The 26621-nt window shown below is 62.5% G+C and carries 24 protein-coding genes; 14 read left to right on the plus strand and 10 right to left on the minus strand.

Going from position 1 to position 26621, the window contains the following annotated elements:
* The first annotated feature begins 12 nt into the window (after positions 1-12).
* Together NJC40_RS17630 and pcaC are read left to right on the plus strand one after the other, a co-directional pair.
* Positions 13-1389 carry a 3-carboxy-cis,cis-muconate cycloisomerase gene (locus NJC40_RS17630; RefSeq protein ID WP_253140462.1) on the plus strand — a complete coding sequence of 459 codons (1377 nt, stop codon included), beginning with the start codon at positions 13-15 and terminating at the stop codon, positions 1387-1389.
* Positions 1386-1781, plus strand: a complete 396-nt coding sequence (gene pcaC / locus NJC40_RS17635; RefSeq protein ID WP_253140463.1) for a 4-carboxymuconolactone decarboxylase — start codon at positions 1386-1388, stop codon at positions 1779-1781. Before NJC40_RS17630 ends, pcaC begins: the two co-directional genes overlap by 4 nt.
* A 21-nt stretch (positions 1782-1802) precedes the next feature.
* On the opposite strand, the gene NJC40_RS17640 is transcribed toward pcaC, so the two are convergent.
* Both NJC40_RS17640 and NJC40_RS17645 read right to left on the minus strand, forming a co-directional pair.
* Positions 1803-2777 (minus strand): hypothetical protein, encoded by a 975-nt coding sequence (locus tag NJC40_RS17640; protein ID WP_253140464.1) that lies wholly within the window; start codon positions 2775-2777, stop codon positions 1803-1805.
* 2 nt (positions 2778-2779) lie between these two features.
* Positions 2780-3772 (minus strand): hypothetical protein, encoded by a 993-nt coding sequence (locus tag NJC40_RS17645; RefSeq protein WP_253140465.1) that lies wholly within the window; start codon positions 3770-3772, stop codon positions 2780-2782.
* Between the two features lie 205 nt (positions 3773-3977).
* On the opposite strand from NJC40_RS17645, the gene NJC40_RS17650 reads away from it, so the two are divergent.
* Positions 3978-5150 carry a helix-turn-helix transcriptional regulator gene (locus tag NJC40_RS17650; protein WP_045490277.1) on the plus strand — a complete coding sequence of 391 codons (1173 nt, stop codon included), beginning with the start codon at positions 3978-3980 and terminating at the stop codon, positions 5148-5150.
* On the opposite strand, the gene NJC40_RS17655 is transcribed toward NJC40_RS17650, so the two are convergent.
* On the minus strand, positions 5151-6410 hold the full coding sequence (locus NJC40_RS17655) for an OprD family porin (protein WP_253140466.1): 1260 nt from the start codon (positions 6408-6410) through the stop codon (positions 5151-5153).
* 269 nt (positions 6411-6679) lie between these two features.
* On the opposite strand from NJC40_RS17655, the gene NJC40_RS17660 reads away from it, so the two are divergent.
* Positions 6680-7561, plus strand: a complete 882-nt coding sequence (locus NJC40_RS17660) for a DMT family transporter (protein WP_253110705.1) — start codon at positions 6680-6682, stop codon at positions 7559-7561.
* Positions 7562-7865: 304 nt separating this feature from the next.
* Here the strand turns inward: NJC40_RS17660 and NJC40_RS17665 are convergent, their stop codons facing one another.
* Positions 7866-9194, minus strand: coding sequence for an MFS transporter (locus tag NJC40_RS17665; protein ID WP_045490286.1), 1329 nt, complete (start codon positions 9192-9194; stop codon positions 7866-7868).
* A 591-nt stretch (positions 9195-9785) separates the two neighbouring features.
* Between NJC40_RS17665 and quiC the strand changes: the two genes are divergently transcribed.
* Both quiC and NJC40_RS17675 read left to right on the plus strand, forming a co-directional pair.
* On the plus strand, positions 9786-11693 hold the full coding sequence (gene quiC / locus NJC40_RS17670) for a 3-dehydroshikimate dehydratase QuiC (RefSeq protein WP_253140467.1): 1908 nt from the start codon (positions 9786-9788) through the stop codon (positions 11691-11693).
* A 422-nt stretch (positions 11694-12115) separates the two neighbouring features.
* On the plus strand, positions 12116-12787 hold the full coding sequence (locus NJC40_RS17675) for a TetR/AcrR family transcriptional regulator (RefSeq protein ID WP_045490290.1): 672 nt from the start codon (positions 12116-12118) through the stop codon (positions 12785-12787).
* A gap of 49 nt (positions 12788-12836) precedes the next feature.
* On the opposite strand, the gene NJC40_RS17680 is transcribed toward NJC40_RS17675, so the two are convergent.
* A complete protein-coding gene (locus NJC40_RS17680) occupies positions 12837-13697 on the minus strand; it encodes a shikimate dehydrogenase (protein WP_045490294.1) in 861 nt (286 codons plus the stop codon).
* A gap of 196 nt (positions 13698-13893) precedes the next feature.
* Between NJC40_RS17680 and NJC40_RS17685 the strand changes: the two genes are divergently transcribed.
* Positions 13894-14799, plus strand: coding sequence for an RluA family pseudouridine synthase (locus tag NJC40_RS17685; RefSeq protein ID WP_045494623.1), 906 nt, complete (start codon positions 13894-13896; stop codon positions 14797-14799).
* Positions 14800-14858: 59 nt separating this feature from the next.
* Here the strand turns inward: NJC40_RS17685 and NJC40_RS17690 are convergent, their stop codons facing one another.
* A complete protein-coding gene (locus NJC40_RS17690) occupies positions 14859-15083 on the minus strand; it encodes a YgdI/YgdR family lipoprotein (RefSeq protein ID WP_045490304.1) in 225 nt (74 codons plus the stop codon).
* Between the two features lie 71 nt (positions 15084-15154).
* Complete coding sequence (mobA, locus tag NJC40_RS17695) at positions 15155-15760, minus strand: molybdenum cofactor guanylyltransferase MobA (RefSeq protein WP_253140468.1); 606 nt, start codon at positions 15758-15760, stop codon at positions 15155-15157.
* A 79-nt stretch (positions 15761-15839) separates the two neighbouring features.
* On the opposite strand from mobA, the gene moaB reads away from it, so the two are divergent.
* The 6 genes from moaB to NJC40_RS17725 all read left to right on the plus strand — a co-directional run bounded on the left by moaB (position 15840) and on the right by NJC40_RS17725 (position 22741).
* Positions 15840-16379 carry a molybdenum cofactor biosynthesis protein B gene (gene moaB, locus NJC40_RS17700; protein WP_045490309.1) on the plus strand — a complete coding sequence of 180 codons (540 nt, stop codon included), beginning with the start codon at positions 15840-15842 and terminating at the stop codon, positions 16377-16379.
* A 6-nt stretch (positions 16380-16385) separates the two neighbouring features.
* Positions 16386-17576, plus strand: a complete 1191-nt coding sequence (locus NJC40_RS17705) for a molybdopterin molybdotransferase MoeA (RefSeq protein ID WP_253140469.1) — start codon at positions 16386-16388, stop codon at positions 17574-17576.
* A gap of 78 nt (positions 17577-17654) precedes the next feature.
* The gene (locus tag NJC40_RS17710) at positions 17655-18581 is read left to right on the plus strand and encodes a glycosyltransferase family 2 protein (protein WP_045490313.1); all 927 of its coding nucleotides are present in this window, start codon (positions 17655-17657) and stop codon (positions 18579-18581) included.
* A 133-nt stretch (positions 18582-18714) separates the two neighbouring features.
* The gene (locus tag NJC40_RS17715; protein ID WP_253140470.1) at positions 18715-20247 is read left to right on the plus strand and encodes an MFS transporter; all 1533 of its coding nucleotides are present in this window, start codon (positions 18715-18717) and stop codon (positions 20245-20247) included.
* A 20-nt stretch (positions 20248-20267) separates the two neighbouring features.
* Positions 20268-21323, plus strand: a complete 1056-nt coding sequence (locus NJC40_RS17720) for an HlyD family secretion protein (protein ID WP_045490318.1) — start codon at positions 20268-20270, stop codon at positions 21321-21323.
* Positions 21320-22741: an efflux transporter outer membrane subunit gene (locus tag NJC40_RS17725; RefSeq protein ID WP_253140471.1), complete on the plus strand. Its 1422-nt coding sequence runs from the start codon at positions 21320-21322 to the stop codon at positions 22739-22741. The genes NJC40_RS17720 and NJC40_RS17725 overlap by 4 nt, the downstream gene beginning before the upstream one ends.
* A gap of 21 nt (positions 22742-22762) precedes the next feature.
* Here the strand turns inward: NJC40_RS17725 and NJC40_RS17730 are convergent, their stop codons facing one another.
* Positions 22763-24577 (minus strand): monovalent cation:proton antiporter-2 (CPA2) family protein, encoded by a 1815-nt coding sequence (locus tag NJC40_RS17730; protein ID WP_253140472.1) that lies wholly within the window; start codon positions 24575-24577, stop codon positions 22763-22765.
* A gap of 223 nt (positions 24578-24800) precedes the next feature.
* Between NJC40_RS17730 and NJC40_RS17735 the strand changes: the two genes are divergently transcribed.
* Entirely contained in the window at positions 24801-24989 is a 189-nt protein-coding gene (locus NJC40_RS17735; protein ID WP_253140473.1) for a hypothetical protein, read from the plus strand.
* A gap of 18 nt (positions 24990-25007) precedes the next feature.
* Here NJC40_RS17735 and NJC40_RS17740 read toward each other — a convergent pair whose 3' ends face one another.
* Both NJC40_RS17740 and NJC40_RS17745 read right to left on the minus strand, forming a co-directional pair.
* A complete protein-coding gene (locus tag NJC40_RS17740; protein WP_045490330.1) occupies positions 25008-25400 on the minus strand; it encodes a Fe2+/Zn2+ uptake regulation protein in 393 nt (130 codons plus the stop codon).
* A 203-nt stretch (positions 25401-25603) separates the two neighbouring features.
* Positions 25604-26614 carry a FecR family protein gene (locus tag NJC40_RS17745; RefSeq protein ID WP_253140474.1) on the minus strand — a complete coding sequence of 337 codons (1011 nt, stop codon included), beginning with the start codon at positions 26612-26614 and terminating at the stop codon, positions 25604-25606.
* Between the last annotated feature and the right edge of the window lie 7 nt (positions 26615-26621).

Below are 26621 nucleotides of genomic sequence, written 5' to 3' on the forward strand. Positions count from 1 at the left end.
CGGAGCGCTGAAATGAGCACCGCAAGCAATCAACTGTTCGATACCTACTTCACCCAGGCGCAGATGCGCGAGGTGTTTTCCGACACCGGTCGGGTGCAGGGCATGCTGGATTTTGAGGCCGCGCTGGCGCGGGCCGAGGCACGGGTCGGACTGCTGCCTCAGGCACTGCTGACGGATATCCAGAGCCAGTGCCGCGCCGAGCTGTTTGACTTCGACGCGCTGGCCATCGCCATCGGCAGCGCGGGCAACTCGGCGATCCCGCTGGTCAAGGCGCTGGGCAAGCGCATCGCGGCGGTCAATCCTGAGGCCGAGCGCTATGTGCATATGGGCGCAACCAGCCAGGACGCCATGGACTCGGGTCTGGTCCTGCAACTGCGTCGCGCCATCGAATTGCTGGAAGAAGATTTACAACAGTTGGGCGAAGCGCTGGCCGTTCAGGCCCAGCGCCATGCCGCCACGCCGTTGGCCGGGCGTACCTGGTTGCAACAGGCGACACCGGTCACGCTGGGCATGAAAATCGCCGGCTGGCTGGGCGCTTTGACCCGCCATCGCCAGCGCCTCGCTGAACTCAGGCCGCGTTTGCTGTGCCTGCAGTTCGGGGGGGCGTCCGGCAGCCTGGCGGCGCTGGGCGGGCAGGCGTTCGAGGTGGCTCAGGCGCTGGCTCAAGAGCTGGATCTGCAATTGCCCGAACAGCCCTGGCACACCCAGCGCGACCGCCTGGTGGAGTTCGCCAGCCTGCTGGGCATGTTGGCCGGTAGCCTCGGCAAGCTGGGCCGCGATATCAGCTTGCTGATGCAGACCGAAGTCGGCGAGGTGTTCGAACCTTCGGCGCCGGGCAAGGGCGGCTCCTCGACCATGCCGCACAAGCGCAACCCGGTGGGCGCTGCCGTGCTGATTGGCGCGGCAACCCGTGCGCCGGGGCTGGTGGCGACGATGCTCAGCGCGATGCCGCAAGAGCACGAGCGCAGCCTGGGCCTGTGGCATGCCGAGTGGGAAACCCTGCCGGATCTGTGCTGCCTGGTTTCCGGCGCCTTGCAGCAAGCATTGCTGATGGTGCCGCAGCTGCAAGTGGATGCGGCGCGGATGCGCACCAATCTTGATGCCACCCAAGGGCTGCTGTTGGCCGAGGCGGTGAGCATCGCGCTGGCGCGCTGCATGGGCCGTGATGCGGCCCATCACCTGATCGAACAAAGCTGCCGCCGGGCGGTGGAGCAGGGCGTGCATCTGCGCCAGGTGCTGGGCGACGACCCGCAGGTCAGCCACCACTTGTCGGCGGCGGACCTCGACCGGCTGCTCGACCCGGCGCACTACCTCGGCCAGGCCAGCCATTGGGTCGAACGCGCCGTCGCGCAACACACTACTTTCACTGAATCAAGGAACTGCAAATGAACGAGCAAGACCGTTACGACGCCGGCATGCAGGTGCGCCGCGCTGTGCTGGGTGATACCCACGTCGACAACAGCCTGAAAAAACTCACGCCGTTCAATGAAGAGTTTCAGGAAATGATCACCCGCCATGCCTGGGGCGACATCTGGACCCGCCCTGGCCTGCCGCGTCACACCCGCAGCCTGATCACCATTGCCATGCTGATCGGCATGAACCGCGAAGGTGAGTTGCGCCTGCATCTGCGCGCCGCCAAAAACAATGGCGTGACTCGCGACCAGATCAAGGAAGTGCTGATGCAGAGCGCGATTTATTGCGGCATTCCGGCGGCCAATGCGACCTTTCACATGGCCGAAGAGGTGTGGGACGAGTTGGGTGTCGAGTCGCTGGATCAGTAAGCGTGGATCAGTAAGCGTTGCTCAGGGCGCTTGCTGTACGGCGCGGATCACCGTGTTGAGCTGGCCGGCCAGCGCTTTGTCTTTGACCGAACTGCCCACCGCTTGCAACGCCAGGCGAGTGATATCCAGTTGCTCAGTGTTGCCACTGAGCATCGAGGACACCAGCTCGATGGCAATGTCATTGCCCACATTGGCTTTGATACCGCCGACACCCAGCAGGCTGCCGGCCAGTGAGCCGCCGCCTGGCTGAGCGGCGTCCAGGCCGCCACGGGTCACGGTGGTGGCGACTTCACCCAGGATCGACAGCGCGTAAAGCCAGCGCTTGCGCGACGCCTGCTCATCGAATTCTTCGCCGGCAATCTCCAGGTCGCGGCGCCGCTTGTTCTCCAGAATCGCCAGGTAGCCGGGGTCGGCTTTGAAGAACGTGACTTTCATCGCCGCTGCCGACTCACTGCTGACGTACAGCCCGTGTTCGCTCTCGTTTTCTTCCTCGTCCACCCGGTCGCCATAGAACACCCAGTAGCCATGGGTCCAGTGCCCGGCAGCCACACCCCGCGAGGGCAGGTACTGAAACCGGCCGCGGTACTGGATGCCGGTGCCGGTGTCGTACACGCCCTGGTCGATGACCGCCACGACACTGCGCACGAACGGATGCTCGATGCGTTTGTACGTGCCGCTGAAGCTGGGTACCACCTGGCCAATAACCCCAAGGCTGAGCGGGCTGTCGCCGCTGTCGAGCAGGCCATCGGCGCCATAGCGCTGGACAAACTGGCGCTCAGGCACCCTGGGCAGGGTCACGCTGTAGGTTTCTCCGGCAATCGTGCCGGCGTTCGACCAGCGCCCGCGCAGATCGACCCCCAGCAGGTTGTCACGCACGATGCCCTGACCCATGCGGCAGTCGCCCTGCAGGCAGCTGTAACGCTGCGGGTCACTGATGTCTTTGGCCACCGCTAGCTGGCTGAGCAGGCACAGCACTGTCCAGATAAGAGGCTTCATGTTCAGTTCGCCGGGCAGGGTGAGATCATGACCATCTGGCCATTCTGGAAACACTGGCGTTTTTCAATCAGGTCAACCCCGTTAAGGGTGACCTCTCTGGCGTTTTCCATGCCGGGAATTTTGTCCAGTTTCAGGTTGCTCTTTTTCGCAAAGTTGTCCATGTAGGTGATTTGCTCGCCGTGCGGCAGGCCTTCGCGGGTTGGCGTGATTGTCGTGAGTTTTTGATCGAGGTAGTTGCTGTGGCGGCCGCTCTGTTCAGTGGGATTTACGATGAACGAACTGAGTAACTGGATGCCGGCCGGGCCCGTGTTCATTTCTGTGAACGAGGCCAGCGTGCCGAATGCGCCCATGTAATTGACGCTGATGGTGGTCGACGGCTCGGGGTTCTTGAAGCCGAGCTTTTTGCTCATGGCGTCCATTTGCGGGTTGTCGTTGTCGGTGGTGATGATGGTCGTTGTGCGCGTGAAGTGGGCCGCCGCAAGGTTGTCCTTGCTGGCGTCGACCCGCTGCTCACTGCGTTTGACCACCTGCGAGCGGATGCGCGAAACCTGATTGCCACTGGCGGCGGCTATCCGGGTCTCCATCAGGCTGTCATAGGCGACCAGCAGCACCAGCTCACCGGACAGTTTGCCGGCGCTGCATTGCGCCTTGACCGGCACGATGCGGATGTTGCTATAGGTCGTCACCGGGATGCTGTCGGGCGACATGCCCTGGGCGCGGAACAGCTTGCGGGTCTGTTTTTCGATGTCCTTGCTCAGTTCAGGATGCGCCATGTTCAGCCCGGCCAGGCGGTACTGCTCGATCTGCGGCACCTCACATGGCCAGGCCGGTGTGCTGGCCGGAAAGGCGAACAGGTCGGGCGATGCCAGGCGCGGCCGGTCCTGCTTGTAACGAGCGATATAAAACTGCTCCAGCGGATCGCTGGTTTGCGGGAAGTCTATGGCGAATGCGTTCGCTGCCATCAGGCAGCCGATCATCACGGTCAGAGTGCGCATCAAGGTGGTGCTCCAGGGTGTGCGGCGGCGCAGGAAACCTTCTTGTGGGTGTTCGCTGCGAGGCGCCAAGTGTTGGGTCTGTCACATGGCCAGTATTTTTCCGGGGCAGTGGATTGCGCGCATCACCACAATTGGCTAAATGGTGGGGCGGATCGCTACCTCGGGGGGAGGTGGTCGATAGCCGCTCATCCGCTCAGGGGCTTACATGACAGACAGCAACGCGCAGGATCTGGGCGCGATGATCGGCAGCATCTATGAAGCTGCACTGGACAGTCGGCGCTGGAATCAGTTTCTGGCCATGTTCGCGGCGCGGCTCGGCTCGCATGCGGCGATGATCTGGGGCCATGACTTCAGTGATCGCAGTGCGCAGATCGACGGGCGCAGCGGCTCGATCGCCACTCATTACGGTATTGATCCGGCGGCCATGGAGTCGTTTGCCGAGTATTACTGCCAGCGCAATGTGTGGATGGACGACCCGCTGCGGCACAAGGAGGGGCAGATCGTCACCTCGGCCAGCCTGTACCCGGACGAGTTGCTCAAACGCACCGAGTACTACAACGACTGGTTGCGTCCGCAAAATATCTTCAACTCATCGGCGGCGATTGTCGCCCGGCAGGACGATCGCTCGCTGAATGTCACGGTGGTACGCAGTGAACAGGCCGGCTCTTACAGCCGCGAGGAGTTGCAGGTTATCGAGATATTGATGCCGCATTTGCAGGCCGCGTTCGCCCTGCATCGGCGCCTGCATCGGCTGGAGGTGTTGTCCGGCGCAACCATCGCCGCCCTGGAGGCCAGTCCGTTCGGGGTGGTGCTGATTGATGAAAAGTCCCGGGTGCTACACGCCAACAGCCTGGCCGAGCGCTTGACCGCGCGTTCGCCGCTGCTGCGCCTGGCCAGCCAGAACCGCCTGCAAGCGGTGTCGGTGCTGGACGATGCGGCCTTGCAGCGCTGCCTGGATAGCGCCGTGCAAACCGGGCGCGGGCAACCGGCGCAAGGTGCCGGTGCCGGCCTGCGGTTGCGCGGGCTCGATGGGGCCTGCCTGGAACTGGTCGTCGCGCCCTTGCCGGGTTGGGCCTCGCCGTTTGGTGAGCACACCGCTGCGGCCGTGTTCATCAGTAACCCGGATGCTGCGCCGGCCCCGCTCAGTGCCATGCTGCGCAGCCTGTACGGCATGACCCCGGCCGAAGCCCGGCTGACCGAAGCGCTGGTGCATGGCCTGACCCCGCAGGAGTATGCCGAGCGCCAGCAGTTGTCGCTGCATACGGTGCGGGTGCAATTCAAGGCGGCGGCGCACAAGGCCGGTACCAGCCGTCAGGCCGATCTGGTACGGATCGTCCTGACCGGCCCGGCGGTTTTGGGGGCGGGATATCGCTGGTAATCAGAGGATCGACAGCGGATAGCTGACGATCAGCCGGTTCTCGTCGAACTGATTGGTGCTGAAGTCGCGGCGCATGGTGGAGTTGCGCCACTTGATGCTCAGGCTCTTGAAACTGCCTTGCTGCACCACATAGGCCAGTTCCGATTCGCGTGCCCATTCCTTGCCGTCGGTGATGGCCCCGGTGTGCACGTTGTCGCCCTTGATGTAGCGGTTCATCAGGGTCAGGCCGGGTACGCCGAGGGCGCTGAAGTCGTAGTCATGGCGCAATTGCCAGGAGTGTTCCTTGGCGTTGTCGAAGCTTGAGTTGTAGCTGTCGTTGGCCAGCGTCCCGCCGCTGGTGCCATTGACCCGCATCCACAGGCTGTCGCCGCTGACTTTCTGCAGGCCGACATAGAAGGTGCTGGCCCCGTAACGCGCCGAAAGCATGGCTGAGGCGGTCTTGTTATCCAGGTTACCGGCCAGCGACTGGCCGTCATCCTTGCCCACGAAGTAGCCCAGGTTGGCGCCCAGGGTCCAGTCGCCCAGCGGTTGGCTGTGGACCAGGTTGTAATACTGCTGCTGGTAGATATCTTCGAGCTGCGCGTACCAGACCCCGACCAGGGTGCGTTTGTCATTGAAGCTGTATTCACCGGCGGCAAAATTGAACCGGTCGGAGGTGATGCCTGCCCGGCCGTTCATGTTCATGTCTTCCATGCTGGCGTCGTTACGCGGGCTGTTGCCACGGAACTGGCCGCCATACAGGGTCACCCCGTCGATTTCTTTCGAGGTGAGTTGTGCGCCCTGGAAGGTCTGCGGCAGCGAGCGACCGTCGTCGGAGCGCAGGATCGGCAGCACCGGCATCCACTCACCGACTTTCAGCTCGGTCTTCGAAAAGCGTGCCTTGCCCGCCACGGCCAGACGGCCGAAGTCATCGGCAGGCCGGCCGTCGCTGTGGATCGGCAGCAATTGGGTGCCGCCCGACCCGCCACCCCCATCGAGCTTGATCGAATACATGCCTAATACATCGACACCGAAACCGACCGTGCCCTGAGTAAAGCCGGAGCGGGCGTCGAGGATAAAGTTTTGCGTCCACTCCTGGGCACCGCTCTGGGCGTTGGCCGGATCGACGAAGTTACGATTGATGAAGAAGTTGCGCAGGTTCAGATTGACCTTGGCATCGTCGACCAAGCCGGCAGCCTGGCTGGTGGAAGGTACCAGGACAGTGGCGGTGACGAGCGCACAGAAGCTGCCCAGCGGAACGCGAGGATTGGAAAAGCGCATGGCGAATGCCTTTTTGTAGTTATTGGTTGAATGCGATACGTGCGATGTAACGCTTTGAAATAGTGCGGCGCATGTACGGGGTCTGCAATTGAGCGGAGGGGATAAAGGGCGATTATCGCACATTAATTAACCAGTTAGAACATTATTGGTTTGGTGGCTATCCGGCATCCGCGCTGCTTGCGGCAAGATACAAAGAAAACGGACTTGCAAGCAGGCCGCCGCTGGCCTGACCATGACCCAGCCAGTCGCTGACCGAATAAGGAAGCCCGATGAGCACGACCAGCACGCCCCTGTCCGGCGTCAATCATCCCCTGAAGGGGATCAGCTTCATCCTCCTGGCCACATTGTTGTTTGCCAGCCACGACACCCTGTCGAAGTACCTGTCGGGTTTCTACCCGGTGATGTTTGTGGTCTGGGCGCGGTATCTGGTGCATACCCTGCTGATGAGCTGCATCTTCATGCCATCGGCGGGGTTGCGCGTGTTGCGCACCAAACGTCCGCTGCTGCAAGTGCTGCGGGCGCTGGCATTGCTGGGCACCAGCCTGCTGTTCACCAGCAGCCTGCTGTTCATTCCCCAGGCCGAGGCCACCGCTGTCAACTTCCTCGCGCCGCTACTGGTCACGGCACTGTCGGTGCCGTTGTTGCGCGAGCATGTCACCCGTGGCCAATGGTGCGCGGTGATCGTCGGTTTTTCCGGGGTGCTGATCATCATCCACCCTGGCGGTGAGCTGTTTACCCCGGCGATTCTGCTGCCGCTGTCCTCGGCCCTGTGTTTTGCCCTGTATCAGCTGCTGACCCGGCTGGTCAGCCCCTACGACAGCCCGACCACCAGCAACTTTTTTGCCGGGCTGTTCAACACTCTGGTGATGAGCGCGCTGATGCCGTTCTTCTGGGTGACCCCGGAAATTCAGCACTGGCCGTTCCTGCTGATGCTCGGTGGTTGCGGGATGGCGGCGCACTTGCTGCTGACCCAGGCGTTTCGCTACACGGCACCGGCGATTCTGGCGCCGTTCAGCTATTGCCAGATCGTCTTTGCCGGCCTGTTGGGCTGGCTGGTGTTCAACCATGTACCGGCGCTGGATGCGCAGATCGGCATCGCGATCATCTGCCTCAGTGGCCTGGCAGCGGCCTGGCAGCAGCGCAAGCGCTGACAGGCATTACCTCGTAGGACTAATGCCGATCAGTTAAGGATCAACGCGGTCCGGTGGGATTTTGCCGACGAATGCTGCGGTACATCCACAGCAGATATGCCGGTTTTACTGGCCCTTTCGGGGTGCTCCCCCTCCCACCGGGACCGAGTTGAGCCGGATAATCGCTTAACTGATCGGCATTACCTCGTAGGAGCGGCTTTAGCCGCGAAAGGCTTCCTTCTGGCTTGCCGCTTGCCGCTGCTTAAAGACAAAGGCCCGGTGACGTGAGTCACCGGGCCTTTGCGTTGCTACCCTGGTCAGGCAGTCACTGCTTCAGATCAGGCACCTGGCGTGGCGCCATGAAGTACATCCAGGTCAGGGCGATGAAGTACATCGCTGGGATCAGCATGAACAGGATGCTGTAGTTGTTATTGGTCGCGGTCAGGATCGCGCCGACGATTTGGGTCATGAACATGCCGCCAATCGCTGCGCACATGCCGCCAAAGCCGAACACCGTGCTCATCAGGTGTTTGGGCGTGTAGTCCATCACCAGGCTCCAGATATTGGCCGTCCAGGCCTGGTGCGCACCGACGGCCACCGAGATGGCCAGTACCGCCACCCACAGGCCGCTGGCATTGGCGGCGAACACCACGCTGCAGATGGTCAGGGCGAAAATCAGCATCGACACCAGGCGTGCCTTGCTGGCCTTCATGCCGCGACCGATCAGCCAGGACGACAACACGCCGCCGCCAATGCTGCCGAAGTCGGCGGTCAGCCAGATCAGAATCAGCGGGATACCCATCTGGGTCACGCTGATGCCCAGGCTGTATTGCTGGTTGAGGAATGGCGGCAGCCAGTACAGGTAGAACCAGAACACCGGGGCCGTGATCGAGTAGGCCAGGGCAAAGGCCCAGGTGCCGCGCATTTTCAGGATGTGCGAGAAGGGCACCTTGACAGGCTCAGGCTCCGGGTCCTGGTTGATGTAGTCCAGTTCGGTTTTCTTGACGCTGGGGTGCTCTTCGGGGTTGTGGTAGTTGATCTGCCACATGACCAGCCAGAACAGGCCCAACAGACCCATGGCGATGAACGCCGCCTGCCAGCCCCAGACACTGAGGATCAGCGGCAGCAGGGCCGGGGTGATCATTGCACCGACGTTGGTGCCGGCATTGAAGATGCCGGTGGCCACGGCGCGCTCGCCGGCCGGGAACCACAGCCGGGTAGTCTTGACGCACGCCGGGTAGTTGGCCGCTTCGGTCAGGCCGAGAATGAACCGGCAGACCATGAAGCCCACCGCCGAGGTGGCCAGACCATGCGCGCCGGTGGCTAGGCTCCACAGCAGCACGGCGAGAAAGAACGCGCGCTTGACGCCGACCTTGTCGATGAAGCGCCCCTGCAGAATGAAGCCGACCGCGTAACCGACCTGAAACCAGAAGTTGATGTTCGCGTAATCCATCGTCGTCCAGCCCATTTCCTTGGCCAGGATGGGCTGCATGACGCCAAGGGCGGCGCGGTCGATGTAGTTCAGGGTAGTGGCCAGGAACACCAGGGCAAGCATGCCCCAGCGAGTCTTGCCCACTGCCATGGCGCCACGGATCTTGTCGCCGATGCCGGCGCGTGCGGCGCTGGCCAGAGGATTGGTTTGGGTGTTGAGCATGATGGTTCGATCATCCGTTCCAGGACTGCGCCAAGGGCGTCAGCCGGACTGAGTAACTACCCGCCGCAGCAAGAGTGTCAGGGGCATTCGCGGCGTTGCAGGCACAGGCATGCAAGGCGAGGCGCGGATTCTGACAGATTCGGATGCAGGTGGGCGTGCTTTGGGGTATCAGGCCACTTGAGTCCGCCCGGTCAAATGACCGAACAGGTTCGTTTGCTCGAAGTCCCAGTCCTGGAAAGCGTGCGTGCAGGAGATTCAGTGAAGGCGCGCATGAGTCGTTATCCTGTTTTTGAAATTGTTATTTAGGTTCATCAGTCTTAGCGACAGACAAGGCAGTTAAGGCGGACGCGTATTGTGGAATGTTTCGGCCTTGCAGAACAGATGGTGTGCGTTGAACAAAACCTCGTCAATCGAGCGAAATGAGTTTTGTGCGATAAACGAACGAAAAACTAACCAGTTCGTACATAACTGGTTGCCTGGACGCGCGTCCGGGGAAATACTGAGATCATGCCCACCCTGTACTTGAATCCTGCGCACAGGGCGGCGATTTCGCGGCGTCAAATAGCCGCGCTCGTCCAGGAGTACAATAATATGCAGCGTTCCATTGCCACCGTTTGCCTGAGCGGCACTCTGCCAGAAAAGCTCGAAGCCATCGCCGCCGCCGGCTTTGATGGGGTCGAGATTTTCGAAAATGACCTGCTTTATTACGACGGCAGCCCGCGTAACGTCCGGCAGATGTGTGCCGACCTGGGGCTGGCGATCACGCTGTTCCAGCCGTTTCGGGACTTTGAAGGCTGTCGGCGCGAGCGTCTGCAGCGCAACCTTGATCGCGCCGAGCGCAAGTTTGACCTGATGCAGGAATTGGGCACCGACCTGGTGCTGGTGTGCAGTAACGTGGCCGCCGACTCGCTGGGCGAACGCAACATCTTGCGCGATGACCTGAACCTGCTCGCCGAGCGTGCCGGGGCGCGCAAGCTGCGCATAGGCTATGAAGCGCTGGCCTGGGGGCGGCACGTCAATACCTGGCAGCAGGTCTGGGATCTGGTGCGTGAGGTCGATCATCCGGCGCTGGGCGTATTGCTCGACAGTTTCCATACCCTGTCGCTCAAGGGCGACCCGAGCGCGATTGCCGATATTCCGGGCGACAAGATCTTCTTTGTGCAGATGGCCGACGCGCCGCTGCTGGCCATGGATGTACTGGAGTGGAGCCGACATTTCCGCTGCTTCCCGGGCCAGGGCGAGTTCGACCTGCCGGGATTCCTGGCGCCGATCCTGCGCAGCGGTTACACCGGCCCGCTGTCGCTGGAGGTGTTCAACGATGGTTTCCGCGCCGCGCCGACCCGCGCCAATGCTGCCGATGGCCTGCGCTCGCTGTTGTATCTGGAAGAAAAGACCCGTGAGCTGATGGCCCGCGAGAATCAGCCTGTGGCGCCCGAGCTACTGTTCAATCCGCCGGCCGCCAGCCAGTTCGATGGGGTCGAATTTCTTGAATTTGCCGTGGACGAGAGCCATGGCGCCCGGTTGGGCAACTGGCTGGAGCGACTGGGCTTTGCCCGCCTGGGCACGCACCGCTCCAAGGCGGTCAGCCTGATGGGGCAGGGCGATATCCGCATCGTGCTCAATGCCGAACCCTATTCATTTGCCCATGGTTTTTTCGAGGCCCATGGCCCGTCGCTGTGTGCCACCGCATTGCGGGTCGATGACGCACAGCAGGCGCTGGAGCGTGCCCGGACCTTCAAGGGCCAGCCTTATCGCGGCCTGGTCGGCCCCAACGAGCGGGAAGTGCCGGCGGTGCGTGCGCCGGATGGCAGCCTGATCTACTTGGTGCAAGGCGCCGAGCCTGGCCAGTCGATCTATGACAGCGACTTCGTCATTGACCCGCAGGCAGTGGCCAGCGGCAGCCTGCAACGCATCGACCACATGGCCATGGCCTTGCCGGCCGACAGCCTGGACAGCTGGGTGCTGTTCTACAAGGGCTTGCTGGACTTCGAAGCCGATGACGAAGTGGTGCTGCCCGACCCTTATGGCCTGGTCAAAAGCCGCGCCTTGCGTAGCCGTTGCAGCAGCGTGCGGCTGCCGCTGAACATCTCGGAAAACCGCAACACGGCGATTTCCCATGCGTTGTCAACGTATCGCGGCTCGGGCGTGCACCACATCGCGTTTGCCTGTGAGGACATCTTCGCCGAGGTGCGCCGGGCCAAGGAAGCGGGGGTGCCATTGCTGGAAATTCCGCTGAACTACTACGATGACCTGGCGGCGCGGATGGACTTCGATGACGAATTCCTCAGCGAACTGGCTTACTACAACGTGCTTTACGACCGTGACAGCCAGGGTGGCGAACTGTTTCACGTGTACACCGAGGCGTTCGACGGGCGCTTCTTTTTCGAGATCATCCAGCGCAAGAATGGCTACGCTGGCTACGGCGCAGCCAACGTGCCGGTACGTCTGGCGGCGATGGCCAAGGCGCGCAGCGGCGCCGCACCGAAGGCGCGTCTGTAGCCGCAGTACGAGCAGTCAGTGAAACCGGATCGTCGTTTGCCGTTGCCGTGCATGCCTAGATGGCACAGACGACACGAATCGCGACTTGGGCGCTGGCCGAGGGTAGGCGTCGATTCGGGGGAGAAACCGACAGGGAAGTCGGTTTCAGGTGCGCTGGGCAGGGATGCCCATCGCGCCGACCCCCGAATCGATGCCGGACGGAGGGAAGTTCGCCCGCAGGGCGGACCCAAGCCAGGAGCAAATGCCTTTGCCTACTTTGGGCAAAACCAAAGTAGGTCGCCCAGCAGGGCGAAACCTGCATATCAAATCACGCGATGAAGGATTTTCCATTGCTCGAAAGGGCGTAGCGAACAGTTGCTCCCTTCCATCGTGCCGCCGCTGGGCCTCATAATTGGCGGTTCAACCGTGCTCGTGAGCCAACAATGAATACAATGACCGACTCTCCTGCGCTGCAGCCTGAAAAAACACTGCGCAAGAGCCGCAAGAACAACCCGGAAAAGACCCGCGACGACATCCTCCAGGCCGCCATCGCCGAGTTCGTGGCCCACGGCCTGTCCGGGGCGCGGGTCGATGCCATCGCCGAGCGCACCCATACCTCCAAGCGCATGATCTATTACTACTTCGGCAGCAAGGAGCAGTTGTACGTCGAGGTGCTGGAGAAACTCTACGGCGATATCCGCAATACCGAAGACCAGCTGCATCTGGTCGATCTGGAGCCCCACGCAGCGATCCGCCGGCTGGTGGAATTTACCTTCGATCACCACGACCGTAATGTCGATTTCGTGCGCATCGTGTGCAACGAAAACATCCTTAACGGCGAGAACGTCAAACAGTCCGAAAGCATCAGCGCCAAGAGTGAAAACATCATCAAGACGCTGGATGCCATTTTGCGTCGTGGCGAAACCAGCGGGGTGTTCCGTCAGGGCGTCGACGCTGTGGACCTGCACATGCTGATGACCTCGTTCTGCTTCCACCGGGTCTCGAACCGCCACACCCTGGGGGCGATTTTCAAGATCGATCTGGCTGACGAGCAGGTCAAGCAACGCCACAAGCTGATGATTTGCGATTCAGTGCTGCGCTACTTGCAGCGCTGAGCGAGGCCGACGATTCAGCATCTGGCTGAATCGTCACCCCGCCTGAGCTTCAGGCCGGCAGGCTGTGAAAGTGCGCCATCATGCGTTCGGCATCAGCACGCTGGCCGCTGAACAGTTCGAAGGCCTTGACCGCCTGGAACACGGCCATGGTGGTGCCGTCCAGGGTCCGGCAACCCAGGCTGCGGGCCTGGCGTAGCAGTTCGGTTTCCAGCGGGAAGTAAATGATATCTGCCACCCATAGCCCGCCATGCAGATATTCGGCCGGCAGCGGCAGGCCTGGCAGCTTGGCCATGCCCACCGGGGTGGTGTTGACCAGACCATCGGCCTCAGCCACTGCACCTGCCAGATCCAGCCCCAGCTGCGCGCGGCCGGCGCCGAAATGAGCATTGAGGTTGTCGACCAGAGCCTGGGCACGCTGCGCCTCGACTTCAAAAATCACCAGGCGCTCGACCCCGGCGTCCAGCAACGCATGGGCCACCGCAGCGCCGGCACCGCCGGCGCCCATTTGCACCACATAGCGGCGCGCAGCGCCTTGCAGGCCACGGGTGAAGCCTTCGGCAAAACCCAGGCAGTCGGTGTTGTGGCCGATACGCCTGCCGTCCTTGAACACCACGGTGTTGACCGCGCCAATGCCCCGCGCTTCGGCCGACAGCTCGTCGAGCAAGGGAATCACTGCCTGTTTGCACGGAAAGGTGATGTTCAAGCCGGTAAAGCCGCTGCTTTGTGCGCCGTCAAGCAGCCGTGGCAGGGCGCTGGGGTCAAGCCCGAGGGCGTCGATATCGATCAGACGGTACAGGTAGCGCAGGCCCTGAGCGTCACCTTCGTGTTCGTGCAGGGCGGGGGTACGGGAAGCCTGGATACCGGAGCCGATCAGGCCGGCGAGCACGGAAGGTCGTTGAGTCTGGGTCATCGGGAAATCTCTTGTTGTTGTGATGCGGGACGCTGTCGTGAAATGTACCAGATGGTTCAAAGTGCTGCATGAGCTGTTCCAGACGCTGCGCCTGAATGTGTTCGATGATCGCCCGGCGGCAGCCAGGTGAAACAGGCAGGTCGCGCCCGCTCCTGGGTTCGGGGATAATCCGTGTTTTTCAGTGGCCGAACCGCGCATGACCGAATCGTCTTTCAATCCTGCTCAGCATCAGGCCAGTACCCTTTGCCTGCCGCCCGGCGCCTGGACGACAGTGCTCCAGTGCCTGTGTGCGCGCTTTCCGGCGATCAGCCGCGAACAATGGCTGGACCGCATCAATCGTGGCCGGGTGCTCAACGCTGAGGGGCAGCCGATCAGTGTCGATCTGGCCTACCGCGAAGGCCTGCGTATTCACTATTTCCGTGAAGTGCCCAACGAGACACCGATTCCGGTGCTCGAAACCATCGTGCACATCGATGAGCATCTGGTGGTCGCTGACAAGCCGCATTTCTTGCCGGTGATTCCTACCGGTGAATACGTTGAGCAGACCCTGCTGCGCCGCCTGATTCAGCGCCTGGACAACCCGCATCTGGTGCCGCTGCACCGGATTGACCGGCACACTGCCGGGCTGGTGCTGTTTTCCGCCAACCCGGCCAGCCGTTCGGCTTACCAGGCGCTGTTTCGCAACCGCAGCATCGACAAGTTTTACGAAGCCATTGCCCCGGCGCTGCCGCAACTGGCGTTTCCCCGCGATCACGCCAGCCGGCTGGTCGATGGCGTACCGTTTTTTCGCATGCAGGAAGGTGAGGGCGCCGCCAACACCCTGACCCGGCTTGAGGTGCTGGAGCGGCAGGGCGATCTATGGCGTTATGGACTGTCGCCGGTGACCGGCAAGAAGCATCAGTTACGGGTCCACATGGCCGCGCTGGGGGCGCCGATCTGCAATGATCCGTTCTATCCCGAGGTCGTGGCTTCAGCGCCGGACGACTATCAGAAGCCGTTGCAATTGCTGGCGCGTGGGCTGCGCTTCAATGATCCGCTCAGTGGCGAGTCGAGGGCGTTCGAAAGTGCTTTGCGGCTGACGTTCAGCATGGCCGGCCAGTGACAGGCGGGCGCGAGGCTAGCGAAGCGCCGTATAGCGCGCTTCGCCATGGGTAACGCGGATTACAGGTCTTTGACGGTACGAACCTGATCCTTGTTCACGCGGGCTTTCTTGCCGTCGAGCTGTTCGAACTCGTAGAAGCCGGCGTCTTCGTCATATTCAGGGGTGTCGACGGTCTGGATTTCGCGGCCATCGTTAAGGGTGATCACTGTAGGTGAAGAGCAACCGGCCAGCGAGGCGAGGCCCAGAGCAAGCAGGAAGGCGGCAGGAAGTGTCTTGTGTTTCATGGCAGTGGCTCCGATGGATACTGATTACTGACGTCTAAGACGTGCAGCGTAGACGCAAGTTCCCCAAGCGGCTAATGGCCGGCGTGGGGATTGATCTGGCTCAACAACTCGGGGGTATTGAGGTTGGCCAGGCGCGGGTCACCCGCCAAACATTGCAGCGCCACCGGGTCCAGAGGCTGCAGGGCACGTCGCGGGCTGCGCTCGCCCTGTTGCCAGGCGGCTTCCAGCAGCGCGGCATGTTGCACTGGGATCACGCACAACAAGGGCTGCCAGTATTCGCCTTCGCGCACCATCACCGGTCGGCCGGGGTGCTGTACGGCGCAGTCGAGCAGCTCATTGAGCAATTGCGCCTCGAGCAGCGGAGTATCGCAGGGCAGCACCAGCAGGTAATCATGCTTCGCAATCGCCAGGGCAGCACGAATGCCCGCCAGCGGCCCCGGGAAATCACGGTCGTCATCCTCGACCAGGCGGTCGGCGTAAGCGGCGTAGCGGGCCTGATTACGGTTGCAGGAAATGATCAGGTCGTCGGTCAATGGCCGCAGCAGTGCATGCAAGGTGGCTACCAGCGGCTGGCCGCGCCACTCCAGCAGGCCCTTGTCGCGCCCGCCCATGCGCCGGCCCTGGCCGCCGGCCAGCAACAGGATCGAACAAGGAGGCAAGGGCGCTGTGGCAGGCATGTCGGTCTCAATAAGGTGGAACAAAGCGGGGCTGTGATATAACACCGGCCTGCCTCATTTCACAACCGGATCAAAGCCCATGAGCGTCAAACCTGATACTCCCTTCGTGCCCTTGAACATCGCCGTGCTGACGGTCAGCGACACCCGCACTCTGGAAACCGACAGCTCCGGGCAGATGTTCGTCGACCGCCTCAGTGCTGCCGGTCATGGCCTGATTGCCCGGGTATTGCTCAAGGATGATCTGTACCGGATCCGTGCCCAGGTCGCGACCTGGATTGCCGACGACGATGTGCAGGTGGTGCTGATTACCGGCGGCACCGGCTTCACCGGCCGTGACAGCACCCCCGAAGCGGTGGCCTGCCTGCTGGACAAGCAGGTCGACGGGTTTGGCGAGTTGTTCCGGCAAATTTCAGTCGCGGATATCGGCACCTCGACCATTCAGTCGCGGGCCCTGGCCGGCCTGGCCAATGGCACGCTGGTGTGCTGCCTGCCGGGTTCGACCAACGCGGTGCGCACCGGCTGGGACGGCATTCTGGCCCAGCAACTCGATTCGCGCTTCCGGCCTTGCAATTTTGTTGCCCACCTGAAAAAAGCCGAACCTTGCGGCACGCGGGGCTGACTGTCGATGATCGCTCTGGAACAAGCCCTGACCCGGCTGCTCGACAGCGCCGCGAGCACTCCGATTCTCGATCATGAGCAGGTCACTCTGGCCGATGCCAAAGGCCGGGTGCTGGCCGAAGACATCATCGCCAGCCTTGACCTGCCGCCCTGGCCCAACAGCGCCATGGACGGCTATGCCTTGCGCGTCGCTGACTGGAATGGTGAGCCGCTGAGCGTCAGCCAGCGGATTTTCGCAGGCCAGGCGCCACAGCCACTGCAGCCAGGCACTTGCGCCCGGATCTTTACCGGTGCGCCAGTGCCGGCCGGTGCCGATTGCGTCGAGATGCAGGAAAACGCCGAGCTGCTGGACGATGGCCGGGTGCGGTTCACCCAAGCGCTGAGCGCGCAGCAGAACATTCGCCCGCAAGGCCAGGAAACCCGTAAGGGTGAGACGGTATTGCAGGCCGGCACCCGGCTCAGCCCGGTCGAGCTGGGCCTGGCGGCATCGCTGGGCGTGGCGCAATTGCGCGTGGTGCGGCGGCCACGGGTGGCCGTGCTGTCCACTGGCGACGAACTGGTCGAGCCCGGTTTGCCGCTCGGGCCGGGGCAGATCTACAACAGCAACCGGGTGCTGCTGTGCAGCTGGCTGCAGGCATTGGAATGTGAGGTGGTGGACGCCGGCATTCTGGTCGATGACCTGCAGCAGACCCGCGCTGCCCTGGCGCGGTTGAGCCGGGTGGACCTGATCGTTTCCACCGGCGGCGTTTCGGTGGGCGAGGCGGATTTTCTCGGCCAGGTGCTGCGCGAAGAAGGTGAACTGGCGCTCTGGAAGCTGGCGATCAAACCCGGCAAGCCGCTGACCTTCGGCCATTACCAGGGCACCCCGGTGATTGGCCTGCCGGGTAATCCGGCTTCGACCCTGGTGACCTTTGCACTGCTGGCCCGGCCATACCTGTTGCGCCGTCAGGGCGTTGCGGCCGTCGCGCCGTTGCAGTTCCAGGTGCCGGCCGGTTTTGCCTGGAGCAAGGCCGGCAAGCGCCGCGAGTACCTGCGTGGCCGCCTGGAAAATGGCCGCGCCGTCCCTTACGCCAACCAGAGCTCCGGGGTGTTGCACAGCGCGGCTTGGGCGCATGGTTTGATCGAGGTACGCGAAGACCGGACCCTGGCCGAGGGCGAACTGGTGAACTTCATCCCGTTGAGCGAAGTGCTGGGCTGAATGGTTGAGTCGCACGGCATGAGCTACCCTCAGAGGCGATAACGAGTTGAGCGATGGATTACGCTCTGGAGTATTGTTATGCCGTCTTTGCGTGTGGCTTGTGTCATCCCGACTTATAACGGACGCCGGGACCTTGAGCGTCTGCTTGATTCGTTGCTTCACCAGAATGCCGCTTTCGATACCCTGATCGTCGACTCCAGTTCCACCGATGGCACCGGTGAGCTGGCCCAGGCGCGCTGCGCCAATGTGCTGGTCATCGACAGCAAGGACTTCAACCACGGTGGCACCCGACAGATGATGGTCGAGCGCTTCCCTGACTACGACGTCTATGTGTACCTGACCCAGGATGCCTACCTGGAACAGAGCGACGCGATTGCCAATATTCTCCTGCCGTTCGCCGACCCGAAAGTCGCTGCGGTCTGTGGTCGCCAGTTACCACACAAGGACGCCAACCTGCTGGCTCAGCATGCCCGGTTGTTCAACTACCCGCCGGTGTCGCGGATCAAGACCCTGGCCGATGCCGACAGCCTGGGCATCAAGACCCCGTTCATGTCCAACTCGTTCGCGGCCTACCGCCGCGAGGCGCTGCTGGCAGTGGGCGGTTTTCCCCGTCATGTGATTCTCTCGGAAGACATGTACGTGGCGGCGAAGATGCTGCTCGACGGCTGGAAAGTCGCCTACGAAGGCTCGGCGGTGTGTCGTCACTCGCATAACTACAGCCTGGTCGAAGAGTTTCGCCGTTACTTCGATATTGGCGTATTCCAATGCCGTGAGGCCTGGATCTACGACAGCTTTGGTGGCATCGCCGGGGAGGGCATGCGCTACGTGAAATCCGAGCTGGCCTACATCGGCCCGCGGCGCTGGTGGTGGTGGCCGATGTCGATTGTGCGCAATGCCTTGAAGCTGCTGGCCTACAAGCTCAGCCGTCAGGAAAAGCGCTTGCCGACCCGCTGGAAAAAGCGCTTGGGCATGTACAAGCGTTACTGGGATAGCCCCTATGCCTGAAATAACGCCAAGAGCAATCCGCGGGCTGTTACACATGCGTCTGATGCACTAATAAGCTGCCTAAATGTAAATTTTCTTTACCAGGCCGGCTGCTTAGACTTTTCCGGGTATTGAATGCCCGGATTGTTTGTTGATGACCTCCCTCGCTTCTCCTGCTGCGGCTGCGCCCGTTCAGCCAGCCGCTCCGGCATTCGGCCTTGAGCGGATCATCGGCCTGTTGGGCGTATTGCTCGCTGTGCTGGTTGCCGGTATCAACGATGGGGTGACCCGCATTGCCATGGCCGATATTCGCGGCGCGATGTTCATCGGTGCGGATGAAGCCAGTTGGTTGATCGCCTGCTACTCGGCCAGCTCCGTCGCGGCCATGGCCTTCGCACCCTGGTTTGCGGTCACCCTGTCGTTACGGCGGTTTACGCTCGGCGCGATTGCCGTCTTTGTCCTGCTGGCGCTGCTCTGCCCATTGGCACCCAATTACCCGAGCCTGCTGCTGTTGCGGGTACTGCAAGGGCTGGCGGCCGGTTGTCTGCCGCCGATGCTAATGACCGTCGCGCTGCGCTTTCTGCCGCCCTCGATCAAGATCTTTGGCCTGGCTGGCTATGCCTTGACCGCCACTTTCGGGCCGGGGCTGGGCACGCCACTGGCGGCGTTGTGGACCGAGTATTTCAGTTGGCAGTGGACCTTCTGGCAGGTGATCCCGCCGTGTCTGGTGGCGATGATCGCCATCGCCCATGGCATCGTCCAGGATGCCCCGCGCCTGGAGCGTTTCCGCACTTTTAACTGGCGCGGCCTGTTGCTGGGGCTGCCGGCGATTGTCATGACGGTCGCAGGCTTGCTGGAAGGCAACCGGCTGGACTGGTTTGAATCGTCGCTGATCTGCTTTTTGCTGGTTGGCGGGCTGCTGTTACTGGTGGCGTTTCTGGTCAGCGAATGGTTCGTCGAGGTGCCGTTCTTCAAGCTGCAACTGCTGGCCGGGCGCAATTTGTCCCACGCCTTGCTGACCCTTGGCGGGGTGCTGGTGGTGCTCACTGCCGTGGCCTCGATTCCTTCGGCCTACCTGGCCCAGGTGCATGGTTATCGGCCGTTGCAGACCGCGCCGCTGATGCTGCTGGTGGCCGTGCCGCAGTTGCTGGTGCTGCCGCTGCTTGCGCTGCTGTGCAACATCCGTCGGGTCGACTGCCGCTGGGTGCTGACCCTTGGTTTGCTGCTGCTGGCGGTGCATTGCGCGCTGGCCACGCAGATGACCTCGGCCTGGATCCGCGACAACTTTTACCTGCTGCAGGTGTTGCAGGTGTTCGGCCAGCCCATGGCGGTGCTGCCGTTGCTGATTCAGTCCACCAGCGGCATCGCCCCGCCGGACGGCCCCTTCGCTTCGGCCTGGTTCAATACCGTGCGCGGTCTGGCCACGGTGGTTGCCACGGCGGTCGTGGAGGCCCTGACCACGGCCCGTCAGCATTTTCACTCCAACACCCTGGTCGACCGGTTAGGCAATTCACCCTGGCTGAGCGACGGCGCCGAACCGGCCGCCTTGAGCCATCGCCTGCATGAGCAGGTCGTGGTGCTGACCAGTGCCGATCTTTATTACTGCATGGGCTGGCTCGCTGTGGCCCTGATTGTGTTGATTCCGATCATGCCGACGCGGGTTTATCCGCCGCGGGCATTGTCCTGATTTTCCGGAGAACAACGTTCATGAACATGACCTCGAAACAGACCCTGGCGCTGTGCGGCGCGGCGCTGTTGCTCGCCGCGATCGGGCTGTACGCACTGGCCGGTCAGGGCGATCGGCAGAGCACCGATGACGCCTTCATTGCGGCCGATTACTCGGTGGTCGCGCCCAAGGTCTCGGGCTTTATCAGTGAGGTACTGGTGGACGATAACCAACAGGTCAAGGCCGGGCAGTTGTTGGCGCGAATCGATGACCGTGATCTGCAGACGGCCGTTACCGCTGCCGAGGCCGAGGTGCAGGCGGCCACCGCCCGGCGCGATGAGGCCAGCGCCCTGTTGCAGCGCCAGGACTCAGTGATCGCCAAGGCCCGCGCCGCGTTACTGGCCAGCCAAGCGGCGCTGACCTTTGCCGGCCAGGAACGTACCCGCTATGAGCATCTGGCCGGCAGCGGCGCCGGCACTGTGCAAAATGCCCAGCAGGCACGCACCCGGATCGAAACCGCCAATGCCCAGCACAGCAGTGCAGTGGCATCGCTGGCTGCCGAGCATAAACAGGTCGACATCCTCCTCGCCCAGCAACACAGCGCTGAAGCCGCCTTGCTGCGCGCGACTGCGGCGCTGGAGCAGGCGCGCCTGCAATTGTCATACACCCACATCGTCGCACCGATTGACGGCACGGTGGGCGAGCGGGCCTTGCGGGTCGGTAATTACGTGGTGCCGGGCAGCCGCCTGCTGTCGCTGGTGCCGTTGCAGCAGGCGTATGTTGTCGGCAACTTTCAGGAGACCCAGTTGACCCACGTGAGCATCGGCCAGCCGGTGCAGGTGCGTGTCGACACTTATCCGGACCAGCTACTCAAGGGCCATGTCGACAGCATCGCGCCGGCCACCGGGGTGACCTTTGCCCTGATTAAACCCGATAACGCCACCGGCAACTTCACCAAGGTCGTGCAGCGCATCCCGGTGAAAATCGTCCTTGAGCCGGGTCAGCCACTGGCCCGGCAACTGCGGGTCGGCATGTCGGTACAGGCCAGCATCGATACCGAGGCGTTGCACGCCGCTGAGCAGGTGACGACGCGATGACCGGGTTACGAATCTGCGCGTTGGGTGTGATCGCTTGTGCGGTTTTGAGTGGCTGCCAGGTGGGCAAGGATTTTCAGCGGCCAGAGAGCGACAGCCGCATCGAATGGTTGCCGGTCAGTGGTGAGGCGGCGCCCAGCCAGCCGGTTGCTGCGCCGATCAATGCGCGCTGGTGGGAGGTGTTCAACGACCCGCTGCTGTCGTCGCTGATCGACCGCGCAACGCAGGCGAGCCTTGATCTGCGTATTGCCGCCACGCGTCTGGAGCAAAGCCGGGCGGCGTATCGGGTGAGCACTGGTGAGCAGTTGCCGCAGCTCGATGGCACTCTCGGCTACCAGCGCAAGCGCAACAGTGGCAAGGGCTTGAACGATCCATCCGGCCAGCAGGGCAGGGCGCCGTTTGAGCAGTGGGACAGCGGCCTGAGCGCCAGTTGGGAGCTCGATTTCTGGGGCCGGGTACGCCGCGAAGTCGAGGCTGCCGGCGCCCGGGTCGAGATGGCTGAGAGCGATCAGCGCGCGGCCTTGCTGGCCTTACAGGCCGAGGTGGCGCGCCAGTATCTGGCCCTGCGTGGCGTGCAGAGCTGCCATGAGGTGACCCGCCAGAATCTGGCGCTGGCGCGCAGCAGCCTTGAGCTGTCTCGCGAGCGGCTGCGCAACGGCGTCGCCACCGAGCTGGATGTGGCTGAAGCGGCGGCGCAAGTCGCGGCGGTGGAATCGCGCTTGCCGGTGCTGGAGCAGCGTCAGGCGCAGTTGATCAACGCCTTGGGCCTGCTGCTGGCGCAAGCCCCGCGGGCCTTGCAGCGCGAGCTGGAGCAGCCGGTACAAATGGCCGCCGTGCCGTTGCAGGTTCCGGTCGGCTTGCCATCGGAGCTGGCCGAACGGCGTCCGGACATCCGCCGCGCCGCCGCCCACCTGCATGCCGCGACGGCCAGCACGGGCGTGGCGCAAGGTGATTTCTACCCGCGCATCACCCTGTCAGGCAATGTCGGTCTGCAAGCGTTGCAGTTGTCCGACCTGGGCAGTTGGGGGGCGCGGCAATTCGCGTTCGGGCCGCAGCTCAGTCTGCCGATTTTCAATGGCGGGCGCTTGCGCGGCATGTTGCAACTGCGTGAGGCCCAAGAACAGGAGGCGGCGCTGGCCTACCAGCAGACCGTGCTGCGAGCCTGGCAGGAAATCGACGATGGCATGAGCCTGTACAACGCCAGCCAGTTGCAGCAGCGCAAGCTCCAGGAGGCGGTGCAACATAACCGGATGGCTCTGGCCGCCGCCAAACGCCAGTACGTCGAGGGTGTGGTGGACTTTCTCAATGTGCTGTCGGTGCAGCGGGCGTTGCTCAGTACCCAGCAGCAGTGGGTCCAAAGCTCCACCACCCAGGCCCAGGCCTTGGTCAGCCTGTATGCAGCGCTGGGCGGTGGCTGGTGAGGCCGCCACCGCCCACCACGCTCAGGGTTTGAGCGCAGCCTGCTCTTCCAGGCGGTCGGTTTCGAACAGTTGCTCAAGTTCCTTGCGCGCCTCGCGGGCGGTCTGCAGAACCTTGGCAGCGTCGTCGTAGACCTTGTGCTGTTCGGCCAGCACTGCTTCGTCATGGCACTTGAAGCGCTGGATGCGCGCCTGGGCCTGGCTTTCCGAGAGGCCCAGGCCAAGCAGGGTCTGGCGGCCCATTTCCAGGCTTGAGTGGAAGGTTTCGCGCACCGCATGGGCACCGACGTCGATCAGCCGGTGCACGTGCTGGCGGTTGCGCGCCCGGGCGATGATCTTCATGTGCGGGTAGAGCTTGCGCACCAGTTCGGCGGTCTTGATGTTGGTGTCCGGGTCGTCGGTGGCGATGACAAAGAATTCGGCGTCCTGGACCCTGGCGGCGCGCAGGATTTCCGGGCGCAGCGGGTCGCCGTAAAACACCGGCACATTGCCGAAGCTGCGGGTGAACTCGATGGTTTCCACCGACATGTCCAGGGCCACGAAAGGGATCTGCTGGGCACGCAGGATCCGCGCGACGATCTGCCCCATGCGGCCCATGCCGGCAATCACTACCCGCGGGTTGTCGCTGTGGATCTCACTGTACTCCTCGGGCACCGGGGCGGCGGCTTTGGGGCGCGGCTTGATCCAGCGTGCCACGGCCATGAACAGCAACGGGGTCATGGCCATCGACAAGGTGATGGTCAGCACCAGAATGTCGTAGACCCGTGGCTCGAACAGGCCATTGCTGCTGCCGAGCTTGAACACCACGAAGGCAAACTCGCCACCGGCAGCCAATACCAGCCCTAACTGAAATGCACTCTGGCGCTCCAGCCCGGCAGCCATGCGGCCGATGAACATCAGCAGCGGCAGTTTCAGGGCAATCAGCAGCAGGGTCAGGCCCAGCACAGTAACCGGAGCACTGAGCAGCAGGCTCAGGTTGGCACCCATGCCGACGCTGATGAAAAACAGGCCCAGCAGCAGGCCCTTGAACGGCTCGATCTGCGCTTCGAGCTCATGGCGGTATTCGGAATCAGCCAGCAGCAGGCCGGCCAGAAACGCGCCCAGGGCCATCGACACACCGACCAGCTCCATCAGCCAGGCGGTGCCGATCACCACCAACAGGGCGGTGGCGGTGGACACTTCCTGGATCTTGGTCCGTGCCACGATGCGAAACACCGGACGCAGCAGGTAACGCCCGCCAATCACCACGATCGCGATGCTGCCGACCACTTCCAGGGCGTGGGTCAGGCTTGCACCAGGGGCGAGGTCCTGATTGGCACCGGCCAGCACTGGCACCAGGGCAATCAGCGGGATGGCGGCGATGTCCTGAAACAACAGAATGGCAAATGCAGTGCGCCCGTGCGGGCTGTTGAGTTCTTTACGCTCGGCCAGGCTTTGCAAGCCGAACGCCGTTGAAGACAGTGCTAGGCCCAGGCCGAGCACGATCGCGGTGTTCAACGGCTGGTCGAACGCCAGCAGGGCGATGCCGCCAATCACCACGCCGCACAGCAGCACCTGCAGCATGCCGACCCCGAACACCGCTTTGCGCATGACCCACAAGCGCTTGGGCGACAGCTCCAGGCCAATGATGAACAGTAGTAATACCACCCCAAGTTCCGAGATGTGGCTGACACTCTCTGGATTCCCTATCAGGCCCAGCACCGAGGGGCCGATGATCACACCGGCGAACAGGTAACCCAGCACCGAGCCCAGTTGCAGGCGCTTGGCCAGCGGAACGGTGAGGACGGCGGCGAACAGGAAAACGACAGCGGCCTGCAGCAGGCTGCCTTCATGGGGCATGGTCAAACTCCTTTGCATAACAGCAGCATCAGGCCGTGCGCCTGAGCAGAGCGGCATTAAACACAGGCATTGTTGACAGGGCAATGTCGGCGGCGTTGCATCGCGCTCGCACAGGCGCCAGAGAAGGGCGCTGGATGGTTTATTGCGGTGCTGCTCTGCGCGTAACATAGGCGCGCCTGGCTGCTGCAATCGGGCAGCCCATGTTGAATTGACAGGAACCCTCATGAGTAACAAACAACGCTTGATCTATTCGCTGCTGATTGCCTTGGGCGTGCTGGCAATCATGCTTGGATTCACCCGTTTACAGGATACCGGTGTGATCAGCGAAAAAACCTTCCAGTACATTGCCATCGCGGTGGCGGTGCTGGTGGTGGTTCTCAACGGCATCATGCGCCGCAAGGTCAAGCGTTGAGCATTGCTGGTATCCGGTTCACTGGACTGGCTGGTCATCTTCCGTGTTCAGCCATTGCAGTGCCTTGGGATGCAAGGAGTAGGTCTTGTCGCTGGCCAGTACAATCACGCCTTCGTCACACAGCCGCTTGAGCACTTCGCGCACGCTGAGAAACGACAGCGGCACATCCAGGCGCAACAAGTGGCTGTGAATGCCGCGAACCCCCATGGGCTGACCTTCTTCGCCAGCAGCCAGCAGGGTGTCGAGTACTTTGAGCCGAACCAGGCTGGTACGCAGCCCGAAAGCTTTGAGCAAGGCTCTGATCTGTTCGTTGCCGCCCCGTTCGTGGTCGGCCGGCGCGGCGCTGGCCTGGGCGGCCATGGCCGTCTGCTTCAGGATGGAACGGGTGGTGATTCCTTGGCGGTTGAGCATGCGCAAACTCCCTTTCAGGCTTCAATTTTCTCGGTTTCCATCTACTAAGACGGATGAGCGCGAAAAAACCTCATCTGCCGGGCGAAATAATTTGCCGGCAGGCACTGTCGGGATGCTCAAAAAGCTCTCGCAGACCTTTATATCCGTGGCCTGCAAGGGATCATGAAGATTTTTTAAGGTTGCGTGTCGGGAGGTGAGCCCGATCAACTGCGCGGAGGCGTGGCGGGCTGGCGATACAGCACCGGGTTGCCCTGGGCGTTGGGGATGATCTGCACCGGCAGTACCTGTGGCAGTGCATTGACCAGTGCCGACATCTCTCGGGTGTTGTAATTGAGGCCCAGGCGCAGATCGCCGGTTGCACTGTCGGCGAGCATCACCGGTGTGCTCAGGTAGCGGTTGATCAGCGGCAGTGCCAGGCGCAGCGGCAGGTCATTGAACACCAGCTTGCCGTAACGCCAGGCCAGGCTGGTGTCGGCCGTGCGGGAGTGGCTGATGGTCGGTTGCGTATCACCGGCCTGGTAACCCGCCTGCATACCGGGCCTGAGCTGCACGCTGTGCTCGGGGTGGGCGCGGTCACTGACCACCTGGACCGAACCCTCGACCAGCATGACCTGCACCTGCTGCTGGTACAGCCATACGTTGAAGCGCGTGCCGGTGGCCTCGATGCTGCCCTGGCCGGCCTGCACGATGAAGGGATGCAGGGCATCGCGCGCCACTTCAAAGAACGCTTCGCCTTTATCCAGGCTGATGATGCGTCGGTCCCGGTAGCCGGTATAGGTCAGACGGGTATTGATATTGAGTTCCACCCGGCTGCCGTCGGGCAGTGTGACAATGCGCGTGTTTTTGTCGGCTTGCTGACTCTCGTACTGGCTCGGTATCCAGCCTTGGTGCCAGCCGACCAGTAATGCCATGGCACTGGCAGCGGCAAACAAAAAGACCTGCCGGTGACGTCTTGGTCGGCTGCCGGGGGGCGCGGCGTTGTCGGCCACAGGCGAGACTGGCGCTGTGATTGCGGGCTTGAGTCCTTCGCAGGCGGCCCAGGTGCCGCCCATGGCCTGGTACTCGCGGGCATGGCGTGGATCAGCGGCCAGCCACTGGGTGAACTGATGGCGCTCGACGTCCGTGCAATCGTCTTCCTGCAGGCGCATGAACCACTGCGCAGCGGTCTCGATGATCGCGTCGTCGCTGACTTGACTGGACGTTGTCTGGTGCATGGGTTCT

This window comes from Pseudomonas sp. 21LCFQ02, from assembly GCF_024129895.2.
Classification (GTDB): domain Bacteria; phylum Pseudomonadota; class Gammaproteobacteria; order Pseudomonadales; family Pseudomonadaceae; genus Aquipseudomonas.

Excerpts from the sequence above, each read along its gene's own strand:
- NJC40_RS17630 (WP_253140462.1), top strand. The coding sequence starts at position 13 with ATGAGCACCGCAAGCAATCAACTGTTCGATACCTACTTCACCCAGGCG.
- pcaC (WP_253140463.1), top strand. The coding sequence starts at position 1,386 with ATGAACGAGCAAGACCGTTACGACGCCGGCATGCAGGTGCGCCGCGCT.
- NJC40_RS17640 (WP_253140464.1), bottom strand. The coding sequence starts at position 2,777 with ATGAAGCCTCTTATCTGGACAGTGCTGTGCCTGCTCAGCCAGCTAGCG.
- NJC40_RS17645 (WP_253140465.1), bottom strand. The coding sequence starts at position 3,772 with ATGCGCACTCTGACCGTGATGATCGGCTGCCTGATGGCAGCGAACGCA.
- NJC40_RS17650 (WP_045490277.1), top strand. The coding sequence starts at position 3,978 with ATGACAGACAGCAACGCGCAGGATCTGGGCGCGATGATCGGCAGCATC.
- NJC40_RS17655 (WP_253140466.1), bottom strand. The coding sequence starts at position 6,410 with ATGCGCTTTTCCAATCCTCGCGTTCCGCTGGGCAGCTTCTGTGCGCTC.
- NJC40_RS17660 (WP_253110705.1), top strand. The coding sequence starts at position 6,680 with ATGAGCACGACCAGCACGCCCCTGTCCGGCGTCAATCATCCCCTGAAG.
- NJC40_RS17665 (WP_045490286.1), bottom strand. The coding sequence starts at position 9,194 with ATGCTCAACACCCAAACCAATCCTCTGGCCAGCGCCGCACGCGCCGGC.
- quiC (WP_253140467.1), top strand. The coding sequence starts at position 9,786 with ATGCAGCGTTCCATTGCCACCGTTTGCCTGAGCGGCACTCTGCCAGAA.
- NJC40_RS17675 (WP_045490290.1), top strand. The coding sequence starts at position 12,116 with ATGAATACAATGACCGACTCTCCTGCGCTGCAGCCTGAAAAAACACTG.
- NJC40_RS17680 (WP_045490294.1), bottom strand. The coding sequence starts at position 13,697 with ATGACCCAGACTCAACGACCTTCCGTGCTCGCCGGCCTGATCGGCTCC.
- NJC40_RS17685 (WP_045494623.1), top strand. The coding sequence starts at position 13,894 with ATGACCGAATCGTCTTTCAATCCTGCTCAGCATCAGGCCAGTACCCTT.
- NJC40_RS17690 (WP_045490304.1), bottom strand. The coding sequence starts at position 15,083 with ATGAAACACAAGACACTTCCTGCCGCCTTCCTGCTTGCTCTGGGCCTC.
- mobA (WP_253140468.1), bottom strand. The coding sequence starts at position 15,760 with ATGCCTGCCACAGCGCCCTTGCCTCCTTGTTCGATCCTGTTGCTGGCC.
- moaB (WP_045490309.1), top strand. The coding sequence starts at position 15,840 with ATGAGCGTCAAACCTGATACTCCCTTCGTGCCCTTGAACATCGCCGTG.
- NJC40_RS17705 (WP_253140469.1), top strand. The coding sequence starts at position 16,386 with ATGATCGCTCTGGAACAAGCCCTGACCCGGCTGCTCGACAGCGCCGCG.
- NJC40_RS17710 (WP_045490313.1), top strand. The coding sequence starts at position 17,655 with ATGCCGTCTTTGCGTGTGGCTTGTGTCATCCCGACTTATAACGGACGC.
- NJC40_RS17715 (WP_253140470.1), top strand. The coding sequence starts at position 18,715 with ATGACCTCCCTCGCTTCTCCTGCTGCGGCTGCGCCCGTTCAGCCAGCC.
- NJC40_RS17720 (WP_045490318.1), top strand. The coding sequence starts at position 20,268 with ATGAACATGACCTCGAAACAGACCCTGGCGCTGTGCGGCGCGGCGCTG.
- NJC40_RS17725 (WP_253140471.1), top strand. The coding sequence starts at position 21,320 with ATGACCGGGTTACGAATCTGCGCGTTGGGTGTGATCGCTTGTGCGGTT.
- NJC40_RS17730 (WP_253140472.1), bottom strand. The coding sequence starts at position 24,577 with ATGCCCCATGAAGGCAGCCTGCTGCAGGCCGCTGTCGTTTTCCTGTTC.
- NJC40_RS17735 (WP_253140473.1), top strand. The coding sequence starts at position 24,801 with ATGAGTAACAAACAACGCTTGATCTATTCGCTGCTGATTGCCTTGGGC.
- NJC40_RS17740 (WP_045490330.1), bottom strand. The coding sequence starts at position 25,400 with ATGCTCAACCGCCAAGGAATCACCACCCGTTCCATCCTGAAGCAGACG.
- NJC40_RS17745 (WP_253140474.1), bottom strand. The coding sequence starts at position 26,614 with ATGCACCAGACAACGTCCAGTCAAGTCAGCGACGACGCGATCATCGAG.